The organism is Variovorax sp. 10N432, from assembly GCF_056394465.1.
This window is the reverse complement of sequence record NZ_JBFTHX010000053.1, coordinates 24,259-34,969: the sequence shown is the minus strand read 5'-3', so window position 1 is coordinate 34,969 and position 10,711 is coordinate 24,259. Positions and strand designations below refer to the sequence as shown.

General features: G+C 68.9%; 10 protein-coding genes. 4 read left to right on the top strand and 6 right to left on the bottom strand.

The features are described 5' to 3' along the window. Positions 1–149, bottom strand: a 149-nt coding sequence (locus AC1DF3_RS33395; protein ID WP_478142005.1) for an ATP-grasp domain-containing protein, incomplete at its 3' end; no start/stop codon positions are given. A 180-nt stretch (positions 150–329) separates the two neighbouring features. On the opposite strand from AC1DF3_RS33395, the gene argC reads away from it, so the two are divergent. Then, positions 330–1,253, top strand: coding sequence for an N-acetyl-gamma-glutamyl-phosphate reductase (gene argC / locus AC1DF3_RS33390; protein WP_286533350.1), 924 nt, complete (start codon positions 330–332; stop codon positions 1,251–1,253). A gap of 21 nt (positions 1,254–1,274) precedes the next feature. On the opposite strand, the gene AC1DF3_RS33385 is transcribed toward argC, so the two are convergent. Genes AC1DF3_RS33385 through recA form a run of 4 tightly spaced genes read right to left on the bottom strand, consistent with a single transcriptional unit; the run spans position 1,275 to position 3,791 of the window. Beyond that, positions 1,275–1,727 (bottom strand): RES family NAD+ phosphorylase, encoded by a 453-nt coding sequence (locus AC1DF3_RS33385; RefSeq protein ID WP_478142311.1) that lies wholly within the window; start codon positions 1,725–1,727, stop codon positions 1,275–1,277. Then, positions 1,727–2,164: a type II RES/Xre toxin-antitoxin system antitoxin gene (parS, locus tag AC1DF3_RS33380; RefSeq protein ID WP_478142310.1), complete on the bottom strand. Its 438-nt coding sequence runs from the start codon at positions 2,162–2,164 to the stop codon at positions 1,727–1,729. Before parS ends, AC1DF3_RS33385 begins: the two co-directional genes overlap by 1 nt. 38 nt (positions 2,165–2,202) lie before the next feature. Then, the gene (recX, locus tag AC1DF3_RS33375) at positions 2,203–2,652 is read right to left on the bottom strand and encodes a recombination regulator RecX (RefSeq protein WP_286533344.1); all 450 of its coding nucleotides are present in this window, start codon (positions 2,650–2,652) and stop codon (positions 2,203–2,205) included. Between the two features lie 8 nt (positions 2,653–2,660). Next, on the bottom strand, positions 2,661–3,791 hold the full coding sequence (recA, locus tag AC1DF3_RS33370; protein ID WP_478142309.1) for a recombinase RecA: 1,131 nt from the start codon (positions 3,789–3,791) through the stop codon (positions 2,661–2,663). A gap of 145 nt (positions 3,792–3,936) precedes the next feature. Between recA and AC1DF3_RS33365 the strand changes: the two genes are divergently transcribed. The 3 genes from AC1DF3_RS33365 (at position 3,937) to AC1DF3_RS33355 (ending at position 6,611) form a co-directional block, all read left to right on the top strand. Continuing rightward, on the top strand, positions 3,937–4,410 hold the full coding sequence (locus tag AC1DF3_RS33365) for a MarR family winged helix-turn-helix transcriptional regulator (protein WP_478142308.1): 474 nt from the start codon (positions 3,937–3,939) through the stop codon (positions 4,408–4,410). A 29-nt stretch (positions 4,411–4,439) separates the two neighbouring features. Further along, the gene (locus AC1DF3_RS33360; protein WP_286510980.1) at positions 4,440–5,114 is read left to right on the top strand and encodes a response regulator; all 675 of its coding nucleotides are present in this window, start codon (positions 4,440–4,442) and stop codon (positions 5,112–5,114) included. A 78-nt stretch (positions 5,115–5,192) separates the two neighbouring features. Further along, positions 5,193–6,611, top strand: coding sequence for a sensor histidine kinase (locus AC1DF3_RS33355; protein ID WP_286533816.1), 1,419 nt, complete (start codon positions 5,193–5,195; stop codon positions 6,609–6,611). 21 nt (positions 6,612–6,632) lie between these two features. On the opposite strand, the gene AC1DF3_RS33350 is transcribed toward AC1DF3_RS33355, so the two are convergent. Beyond that, on the bottom strand, positions 6,633–10,670 hold the full coding sequence (locus AC1DF3_RS33350; protein ID WP_478142307.1) for a Pls/PosA family non-ribosomal peptide synthetase: 4,038 nt from the start codon (positions 10,668–10,670) through the stop codon (positions 6,633–6,635). Between the last annotated feature and the right edge of the window lie 41 nt (positions 10,671–10,711).

The following is a 10,711-nucleotide window of genomic DNA, read 5'->3' as shown; positions in this document are numbered from 1 at the left end:
TGGATCTGGGCCTTGACGACCCAGACCGGGCCGCCGAGCTTCTGGGCGGCCTCGACCGCCTCCTGAACTGTGTACGCCGGGATGCCGCGGGGTACGGGCACGCCGAACTTGGCAAGAATTTCCTTGCCTTGGTACTCGTGAATCTTCATGAGGGTGTCTCTCGGAACGAGGGGTTGAGATCGGGAGAATGTGGTTGCTGTCCACGGGCCACGGCGCCTGGCGGCGGGGGCGGCGGACAGCAGGGAACTGTATCATGGTGCGCCGCACCAACAATTGACCCCACTTTGTGGTCAATACGTATTTACTCCCAAGGCACACGAGGCCCCCCTATGCCCAAGGTCTTCATCGATGGCGAAGCCGGAACCACCGGCCTCCAGATCCGCGAGCGGCTCCAGTCGATGCCGCAGATCGAACTCGTGAGCATCGCGCCCGAGCTGCGAAAAGACGTCGCCGCCAAGCGCACGCTGATGGCCGGGGTCGACCTGGTCGTGTTGTGCCTGCACGACGACGCGGCGCGCGAATCGGTGGCGCTGATCGACCAGCTCGACGGCCGCCGCCCCAAGATCATCGACGCCTCGACCGCGCACCGCACGGCGCCCGGCTGGGTGTTCGGCTTCCCCGAACTGATGGCCGGACACGCGGACGCGGTCGCCAAGGCCGAGCGCGTGGCCAACCCCGGCTGCTACGCCACCGGCGCGATCGCGATCGTTCGCCCGCTGGTCGACGCCGGACTGCTGCCACCCGACTTCCCGATCGCCCTGCCCTCGGTCAGCGGCTATTCGGGCGGTGGCCGGACCATGATCGAGGCCTACGAAAAGGGCGAGGCGCCGCTGTTCGAGACCTATGCGCTGGGCCTCAAGCACAAGCACATCCCCGAGATCATGAAGTACACCGGTCTCACCCGCCGTCCGGTCTTCATCCCCTCGGTGGGCAACTTCAAGCAGGGCATGCTGGTGCAGCTGCCGCTGCACCTGGACGACCTGCCCGACCGCCCGAGCGCCGCCCATCTGCACGACGCGCTGGCGGCCCACTACGCGAAGAGCAACACGCCGGAACAGTTCGTGAAGGTGTTGCCGCCAACCGCCGACGGCAAGATCGACGCGCTGGCGCTCAACGACACCAACCAGCTGGAGATCCGCGTGTTCCCGAACGAGGATCACCGGCATGCGGTGGTCATTGCCCGGCTCGACAACCTGGGCAAGGGCGCGAGCGGCGCGGCGGTGCAGAACCTCAAGCTGATGCTGGGGATTTGAGACCGCTTCGGGCGCCGAGCGCTATCTGAAGAGGCGCTCATCGAGCGCCAGAGCTTCATTGGCCACCAAGGCGACCTCGTCGAACCGCGGGTGGGCCGGATTGATCAGCAGGTTGAATTCGTGCCGGGCCACGGCGCTCGGCACGCGCAAGGCCAGCGAAGCAGCGCTGGCCAGCCACTGATCGCCGGTCTGTTGCACCGCAATCGAATACGGCAGGTCGCTCCATCCGGATGGCAAATGGCGCAGTTCAAGAACGCCGTCGTCGGGCAGTTCGTATGACAGCAGGCGCCGGCCGATCGGCACGTCCTCCTTGTCGACATGCACGAGCATTTCGAGCATGGAAAGCGCGACCGAGCCGGCCGCATAGGCCAGCCGACCGCCGATCGAGTTCCAGCGTCCCGGATACAGCCCTGCGCCCTGCCCCGACAGCGCGTTGACCACGTAAGCCGGTTTGCTGATGCGGTAGACCCGCATCAGGAGAAGTCTCCCCAGTCGATCCGATGCAGCTCGGCTTCGACTGCGCACGCGCCACCGTCGGTGGCGAGCAATTCGAGCGGCTGGGCGCCCAGCAGCCTGTTGTCCTTCGAGAGCCAGCGTCGTGCCTTCTCCTCGCTGCCCAGCACGCGCACGGCCTCGCTCGCCACGCGCGCTATGCGCAGGAGCCGATCCGACTCGGTCGCGCTCAGGGGCTGGTCGAGCTTCTGCCGGCGGTGAAAGGTGCGCGTCGGAATGCTGGACACATCGAGCAGGCGCGTTTCAGCGACGTCGAGCTTGCGGGCCAGGCGCTCGACGGCGGCCGGCCGGAGCAAGGGCAAGGCATTGGCTTCGCCGAGAGCTAATGGCATGTCGCCGTCCCCGAAAAACGAGAGGGTTCGCTGCATTTGCTCGCTCGCAATAGAAGGGTTTGCCATTTGGCAACCAGTCTACGCCAAATGGCTCAAATTGGATTTTATTCGTCCGGGTCGTGCCGCAGCACCTTGGCGACGACCGCGCCGGCGAATCCGCGCGCCATCAGGAATCGGACTTGGCGGGCGCGCTCGGTCGCATCCTGCGGCGGGACGCCGAAGCGGCGCTTCCAGACCTCGAGCGCACGGTCGAACTCACTGCCCTGCAGCCCCGCCACCGCTTCGGCCACCGCCTCGGGCGCGATGCCCTTGTGCAGCAGCTCTTGGCGGACGCGGGCAGCGCCCAGCCGGGCCGCCCGCTGGTGCAGCACCGACTGCACCACCCTCGCCTCGCTGATGAAATCCTTGGCCGCCAGCTCGTCGAGGGCCTGGGCCAGGGTGCCGGGCTCTTCCTCGTATTTCTTGAGCTTGCGCTCGAGCTCGGCGCGCGAATGCTCGCGCTGGCTCAAGAGGCGCAGGGCGCGCCCCTTGAGCGATGGCGCACTGAAGGCCATGCGGGTGATTACTTCTTGTCGGCCTTGTCGGCCTTGTCGGCCTTGTCGGCCTTCTCCGCCTTTTCGGGCTTGTCGGCGTCGGCACCGGCGCTCTCGACCGCCGCGGCCAGCAGCGGAATGCCCAGCGACTCGCGCACCTTGTTCTCGATCTCGCGCGACAGCTCGGGGTTCTCGCGCAGGAACTCGCGCGCGTTGTCGCGGCCCTGGCCGATCTTCTCGCCGTTGTAGGCGTACCAGGCGCCCGACTTGTCGACGATCTTGGCGTTGACGCCCATGTCGATGATCTCGCCCTCGCGGCTGATGCCCTCGCCGAACAGGATGTCGAACTCGGCCGTCTTGAAGGGCGGCGACACCTTGTTCTTGACCACCTTGACCTTGGTCTCGTTGCCGATGGCTTCGTCGCCCTTCTTGATGGTGCCGATGCGGCGGATGTCCAGCCGCACCGAGGCGTAGAACTTCAGCGCGTTGCCGCCGGTGGTGGTTTCGGGCGAGCCGAACATGACGCCGATCTTCATGCGGATCTGGTTGATGAAGATGACCATGCAGTTGGTCTTCTTGATGGTGGCGGTGAGCTTGCGCAGCGCCTGGCTCATGAGGCGGGCCTGCAGGCCGGGCAGCGAGTCGCCCATCTCGCCTTCGATTTCGGCCTTGGGCGTGAGCGCGGCGACCGAGTCGACCACGATCAGGTCGACCGCGCCGGAACGCACCAGCGAGTCGACGATCTCGAGCGCCTGCTCGCCGGTGTCGGGCTGGCTGATCAGCAGGTCGGACAGGTTGACGCCGAGCTTCTGGGCGTATTGCACGTCGAGCGCATGCTCGGCATCGACGAAGGCGCAGGTGCCGGCCTGGCGCTGCATCTCGGCGATGACCTGCAGGGTGAGCGTGGTCTTGCCGGAGGATTCAGGGCCGTAGATCTCGATCACGCGGCCGCGCGGAAGGCCGCCGACGCCGAGTGCGATGTCCAGGCCCAGCGAGCCGGTGGAAACCACCTGGATGTCTTCCAGGGCCTCGCCCTCGCCCAGCCGCATGATCGTGCCCTTGCCGAACTGCTTTTCGATCTGGGCCAGGGCGGCCTGCAGGGCCTTGGCCTTTTCGCTGTTGGGGACCGAGATGCTGGTGCCTTTGACGAGTGCGTCCATGTGGAAAGCTCCTTGAATATCAATGGGTTGTAGAGGCCGCATCGATCTGCTTTTAATCACAGGCTGGATGCTTGAACAGTAGTGTAGCGAGGGATATGGCTCCGGCGATCCATTTTTTGGTCAGTTTGCCTTACCATTTGAAGCCATGGACAAACCCTCCGACGACGCCTGGCGCCAGACCCACCTGGGCCGCCTGCTGGGCCACGCGATGCGGCGCTTCGACGAGCGGGTGCTGAGCCTGATGGCGCACGACGCCGAGGTGCCGCTGGCGCTGTCGAACCTGGCGGCCCGGGCCCAGGTGAGCGCCGCCCACATCCACATCACGCGCCACCTGGCGCGCGAGGGCTCGCGGCTGACCGAGCTGGCCGAGCGAGCCGGCATGACCAAGCAGGCGATGGGCACGCTGGTCGACCAGTGCGAGGCCTGGGGCCTGGTCCAGCGCGGGCCCGATCCGCTCGACGCGCGGGCGCGGCGGGTGCTGTTCACGACCGACGGGCTGGCCTGGCTCGAGGCCTTCCGCCGTGCCGTCGCACAGGCCGAGGACGAATTCCGCGCCAGCGTCGGCAGCGAGATCGCCACCGTGGTAACCATCGGTCTCGAAGCCTATGCGGCGGCCTAGAATTCCAAGTTGTCTGGAGGCACGGCACCATGCGGATACTCATTGCAGAAGATGACCAGGTGCTGGCCGATGCCCTGCTGCGCAGCCTGCGCACCTCGGGCTCGGCAGTCGACCACGTGGCGACCGGCACGCAGGCCGATGCCGCGCTGATGACCAACAGCGAATTCGACCTGCTGATCCTCGACCTCGGCCTGCCCAACCTGCACGGCCTCGAGATCCTCAAGCGGCTGCGTGCGCGCGGCTCGCAATTGCCGGTGCTGGTGCTGACCGCGGCCGACAGCGTCGAGGAACGCGTCAAGGGCCTGGACTACGGCGCCGACGACTACATGGCCAAGCCCTTCTCGCTGCAGGAACTCGAAGCCCGCGTGCGCGCCCTCACCCGGCGCGGCATGGGCGGCACCAGCAACGCGATCAAGCATGGCCCGCTGGTCTACGACCAGGCGGGCCGGGTGGCGACCATCGACGGCAAGATGATCGAGCTGTCGGCGCGCGAACTCGGCCTGCTCGAGGTGCTGCTGCAGCGCGCCGGCAGGCTGGTCAGCAAGGACCAATTGGTCGAGCGCCTGTGCGAATGGGGCGAGGAGGTCAGCCTCAACGCCATCGAGGTCTACATCCACCGCCTGCGCAAGAAGATCGAGAAGGGGCCGGTGCGCATCGCCACCGTGCGCGGGCTCGGCTACTGCCTCGAGAAGATCCCCTCCTGATCCCCGGCGCGCCGCACCCGCTTGGTCAAACTCTTCCAGCGCGCCCAGCGCTCCCTGTTCGGCGAGATCCTCGACTGGATGCTCACGCCGCTGCTGCTGCTGGTGCCGGTCAGCATCGGCGTGACCTGGCTGGTGGCGCAGGGCATCGCCAATGCGCCCTTCGACCGGGCGCTGGAGTCCAACATCCAGACCCTGGCCCGGCTGGTCGACACCGACAACGGGCAGATCAAGTTCGTGTTGCCGCAGCCGGCGCGCGAGATCCTCGGCAGCGACGAGATCGACCGGGTCTACTACCAGCTGCTCGACGTCCACGGCACGCTGCTGAGCGGCGAGCGCGAAGTGCCGTTCCCCGGCACCGACGATCCGCCGGTGCCCGGCGTGGTCTACCTGCGCGACGGCCAGATGCACGGGCAGAAGGTGCGGATCGCCTCGCTCTGGGTGGCGGGCCAGCCGCCGGATGTGCCGCTGGCGCTGCTCCAGGTGGCCGAGACGCGCGAGAAGCAGTCGGTGCTGGCGACCGAGATCATCAAGGGCGTGCTGTTGCCGCAGTTCGCTATCCTGCCGCTGGCCGTGCTTTTGATCTGGCTGGCGCTGGTGCGCGGCATCAAGCCGCTGTCGGTGGTCGAGGCGCGGATCCGCGAGCGCAAGCCCGGCGACCTCAGCCCGCTGGACGAATCCTCGGTGCCGCTGGAAGTCGTGCCGCTGGTGCTGTCGGTCAACGAGCTGCTGAACAAGCTCAACGACTCGATCGGGACGCAGAAGCGCTTTCTCGCCGATGCCGCGCACCAGCTGAAGACGCCGCTGGCCGGCCTCCGGATGCAGGCCGACCTGGCCCAGCGCGAGGGCGCCAACGCCGACGAACTCAAGCAGTCGCTCAAGCAGATCGGGCGCGCCAGCGTGCGCGCCACGCACACCGTCAACCAGCTGCTGTCGCTGGCCCGGGCGGAGGGCAGCGGCGCCAACATCGGGCGCCAGCCCTGCGACTTGGCCCGGCTCACGATCGAGGTGGTGCGCGAGGCCGTGCCGCGGGCGATCGACAAGCGCATCGACCTCGGCTACGAGGGCGCCGAGACGGGTTCGCCGGGCGTGGTGTTCGAGGGCAACCCGACGCTGCTGAAGGAACTGGTGCGCAACCTGGTCGACAACGCGCTCAACTACACGCCGTCGACGCCCGATCGGCCCGGCGTCGTGACGGCGCGGGTGCTGGCCGACCCCTTCGGCCAGGTCCTGGTGCTGCAGGTGGAAGACAACGGGCCCGGCATCGCGGCGCACGAGCGCGAGCTGGTGTTCCAGCCCTTCTACCGGGTGCTCGGCAACGAGGCCGACGGCTCGGGCCTGGGCCTGCCGATCGTGCTGGAGATCGCCCGCCAGCACAGCGCCACCGTCCGGCTCGAGGATGCCCATCCGGGCCAGCGGCCGCCCGGCACGCTGGTCAGCCTGCGCATCGACACCCGCGACGGCGGCCGGCGCCCGCACGGGCCGGACCCGCACGCCTGACGAACGCGGCCTGGGTCTCGGTCAGGCGGCGACCGGCGCGGCGGGGTTTCCGCTCCAGCGCGAAAACGGCGGGATGCTCTCGCCCTTCATCACCAGCGTGAGCGGACCGAGCTGGGCGCCGTCGTGCACCGTCGCACCGTAGAGCACGATGCTGCGCGGGCCGATGTTGACCCGGGCGCCGATGTCCACGTGATGAATCTTCATCACGCGGTCCTCGAACAGGTGGGTCTGCGGGCAGCACTGGGCATTGAGTTCGCTGTGGTCGCCGATGCGCACGCAGTCGAACTCGGTGAGGTCGGTGGTGTCCAGGTAGACCCCGCGGCCGATCTTCGCGCCCAGCAGGTTGAACGCCAGCGGCAGCCAGGGCGTGCCGCGCAGGTAGTGCATGAAGTTGGGCACGGCGATGCCCTCGTAGAGGTTGGTCGCGGCCTCGGAGAGCCAGACGAAGGGCGTCCACATCGGCACCGCGAGCGGGCGGTAGCGGCGCAGGAAGAGCCACTTGAACAGGACCACGAAGACGAAGGTCGCGAGGCCGAAGACCAGGCCATCGACGGTCAGGTAGGCGACGACGGCGCCCCAATGGCCCGCGGCCGCCGAGGGCATCACGGCCAGCACGATGGTGTAGCCCGCGGCGATCACGATGGCGTGCGGCGCAACGATGCGGAAGGCCTCGACCAGGCCGCGTCCGAGCCTGCGGATGGGCGAGGGGTTGAAGGTCAGTTCTTCCGGATGGCCGGTGACGACCTCGCGCGCCGGCAGGCGCAGCGCCGGCGAGCCGACCCAGGTGTCGCCGCTCTGGACCGCGGCCGGATCGGGGGCGCGGCCGAGCACGCCGATCAGCACGTTCTCGGGCAGGGTGGTGCCATCCGGGATGTAGGCCCCGTTGCCGACGAAGCTGCGGCGCGAAATGACCGTCGGGCGCATCGACATCCAGCCGCCGTCGATCTCCTCGTCGCCCAGCAGCACCGCATCGGCGATGAAGCTGCCCTCGCCGAGGGTGAGCATGTCGGGCACGACGCCCAGCGCGGTCGAGATCTCGGCATTGCGTCCGACCTTGGCGCCGAGCAGCCGGTACCAGGCGGGCGCGAACATCGTCGCGTAGACGCCGTGCAGCACCGCCAGGCTCGACTCCTGGATCTGGTTGACCAGCCATTTGCCGCAGTAGACGTTGCTGTGCACCGGCCAGCTGCCGCTCTTCAGGCGCGGCAGCACGCTCCAGCGGATGCCGGCCGAGACCAGCGCGGTGAGCACGATCATCACCGCCGCTGCCGGCAGCGCCAGCACGAAGTACTTCAGCAGCTGCATCACGACCCCGTTGGTCTCCAGCCAGGGGAAGCGGTCGAAGTCGTCCAGCACGTCGATCAGCATGAAGGTCGGGAACAGGGGCAGGAAGAACAGCGCCGCCACCAGCAGGGCGCCGGTGAAGAAGAACAGCCCTTCGCCGATGCGCCGGCGCCGGCTGACGGCGGGACGCGGGCGCAGCGAAGCCGGGTCGAAGGCACCCTCATCGCGCGCCGGCGAACCGCTCCAGATGCGCCCGGCCGGCAACGCCTGGCCCTCGGCCAGCGCGGACTGGGCGTCGAGATGGCCCCAGTCCCCGATCCGGGTATGGCCTTCCAGCACCGCGTAGGAGCCGACGTGGGCCTGCGCGCCGATGGCGATCGGCCCGAGGCGCAGCTCGCCGCACAGCACGCGCGCGTTCTCGAAGTTGACCGCGTTGCCGATGCTGGCACCGTCGCCGACCGAGAACAGGTCGGGCGCGCGAAGCTTGACCGACCCGATCATCACGTCGCGCCCGATGCGCGCACCCAGCGCTCGCAGCCACCAGGCGTGGAGCGAGGAACCGCTGATGAAATAGGTGGGCGCCGCATCGACCAGCCGGTCGGCCAGCCACCAGCGGAAATAGGTCAGGCCCCAGAGCGGGTAGCGGCCCGGCGCCAGCCGGCCGGCGATCAGCCATTTGCCGGCCAGGGCCAGGACGAACTCGAGCACCGTGGCGACCAGGAAGGCGCCCACCGACATCGTCACCGCGTAGGGAACCGAATCGCCTGGACTGCCCGTATAGAAGTGGTAGGTGAAGAAAGGCGCCAGCCACTGCGCCATGCGAATGGCGACCAGCGCCGGGATGGCCAGCGCCTGCGCCAGGCCGCAGCGCCAGCGACGCCAGGCCGAAGGCGGCGTCCAGTCGGGCACGCGCTCGGCAGTCTGGCTGCCGCTGGCCTCCAGCGCGGCTGCGATGCCGCCGACCGTGCGGTTGCGGTAGATCTCGCGCACCGTGATCCGGGCAAAGCGCGGATCGGCCCGCAGCATCGACGCGAGCCTCGCCGCCAGCAGCGAATGGCCGCCGAGTTCATCGAAGAAATCCGAATCGCGCCGGATCGGGAAACCGGGGAAGAGCGTGGCCAGCGCCGCGAACAGCGCGGCTTCGGCGGCCGTCTCCGGGCGGTCCGAATCGCCGGCGGGAGCGACGGCTTCCGGCAGCGGCTGCGCCTTCAAGGCCTTGCGATCGATCTTGCCGGAGCTCAGCCGCGGCATCTGCGCCAGCAGCTCGATCCGGCCCGGCACCATGTAGGGCGGCAGCCGCGCAGCGAGCGCCGAGCGCAATGCTGGGGCCGAGACCTCGGCGCTGCCCTCCGGCACCAGGAAGGCGATCAGCTGATCGACGCCCTGGACCTCGCGCAGCACCACGGCCGCGGTGCCCACGCCCGGCTGCTGTGCCAGCAGCACCTCGATCTCGCCGAGCTCGACGCGAAAGCCGCGAATCTTGACCTGGTCGTCGGTCCGGCCCAGGCACTGGACGCGCCCGAGTTCGTCGATGCGCGCCAGGTCGCCCGTGCGATACAGCCGGGCATCGTCGGTGTCGCGCGACCAGGGGTTGGGGAGGAACTTCTCGGCCGTCAGCTCCGGGCGCCCCAGATAGCCCGCCGCGACGCCGGGCCCGGTGATGCACAACTCGCCGATCTCGCCGCGCGGCAGCAGCCGGGGGCCGGCCGCCATGTCGGTAGCGATCACCAGCAGCGCGTAGTTGGGCAGCGGCAGGCCGATGGTGACGGGGTCGTCCACCGCCAGTTCGGCCATGCTGGCCGACACCGTGGTTTCGGTCGGGCCGTAGCTGTTGAAGAGCTGGCGGCCGGGCCGGGCCCAGCGCGCCACCAGCGAGGGCGGACAGGCCTCGCCGCCGAGGTTGATCAGGCGCAGGCTCGGCACGTCCTGGCCGAAGAGGGCGAGCAGCGTGGGCACCGCATGCAGCACGCTGATGCCATGCACGGCCAGCGCCTGCGGCAGCGCCTCGGGATCGGAGGCCAGCGCCTTCGGCGCGATCCAGAGCGTCGCGCCGACCAGGTAGCTGAGCCAGATCTCCTCGAACGACATGTCGAAGGCGACCGAGAAGCCCTGGTAGACGAGGTCGTCCTGCCGCACACCCAGCATCTCGTTCTCGCTGCGCAGGAAGTGGCAGATGCTGCGCTGGCTGATGGCGATGCCCTTGGGCTTTCCGGTCGAGCCCGAGGTGTAGATCACGTAGGCCGGGTGCTCGGGCAGCGCCGCGGCGCGCCGCTGCAGCGCGCCAGCCGGGACGCGCTCGGCCAGCAGCGCCTCGACCCGCCAGAGCGGTCGGCCGATGGCCGCCAGGCGGGGCGCGAACTCGCTGCAGCTCAGGATGCCCGCGGCACCGGCATCGTCCAGGCAGGCGGCGATGCGTTCGACCGGCGTGTCGGCATCCAGCGCGAGCCAGGCGGCGCCGGTCTTGGCGATCGCCAGCTGCGCCACCAGCAGCTCGATGCCGCGCGGCAGCCATAGGCCGACGATCTGCCCGGGGCGGATGCCGTCGTCGATGAGCCGCGATGCGCAACGGTCGGCCTGCGCGTCCAGTTCGCCGTAGCTCAGCCGCCGATCGCCGAAGATCAGCGCCGTCCGGGTCGGAACGCGTTGGGCGGTGGCCTCGAACAACGACGCCAGGACCTCGTCTCGAATGAGTTCGGGCCGCTCGGGGCCGCGCAGGATGGGAGAGGCGTCGAACGGGTCGGCGTGGGGGAAAAGGGCAGGGTTCGGGCGAAACATGGACGGGTTCTGATGCAGCGGTGCTGCTGGCGCACCGCCTT

Coding starts and splice junctions, on each gene's coding strand:
- AC1DF3_RS33350 (WP_478142307.1), bottom strand. CDS start 10,670: ATGTTTCGCCCGAACCCTGCCCTTTTCCCCCACGCCGACCCGTTCGAC.
- parS (WP_478142310.1), bottom strand. CDS start 2,164: ATGGCAAACCCTTCTATTGCGAGCGAGCAAATGCAGCGAACCCTCTCG.
- AC1DF3_RS33360 (WP_286510980.1), top strand. CDS start 4,440: ATGCGGATACTCATTGCAGAAGATGACCAGGTGCTGGCCGATGCCCTG.
- AC1DF3_RS33385 (WP_478142311.1), bottom strand. CDS start 1,727: ATGCGGGTCTACCGCATCAGCAAACCGGCTTACGTGGTCAACGCGCTG.
- recA (WP_478142309.1), bottom strand. CDS start 3,791: ATGGACGCACTCGTCAAAGGCACCAGCATCTCGGTCCCCAACAGCGAA.
- argC (WP_286533350.1), top strand. CDS start 330: ATGCCCAAGGTCTTCATCGATGGCGAAGCCGGAACCACCGGCCTCCAG.
- recX (WP_286533344.1), bottom strand. CDS start 2,652: ATGGCCTTCAGTGCGCCATCGCTCAAGGGGCGCGCCCTGCGCCTCTTG.
- AC1DF3_RS33355 (WP_286533816.1), top strand. CDS start 5,193: ATGCTCACGCCGCTGCTGCTGCTGGTGCCGGTCAGCATCGGCGTGACC.
- AC1DF3_RS33365 (WP_478142308.1), top strand. CDS start 3,937: ATGGACAAACCCTCCGACGACGCCTGGCGCCAGACCCACCTGGGCCGC.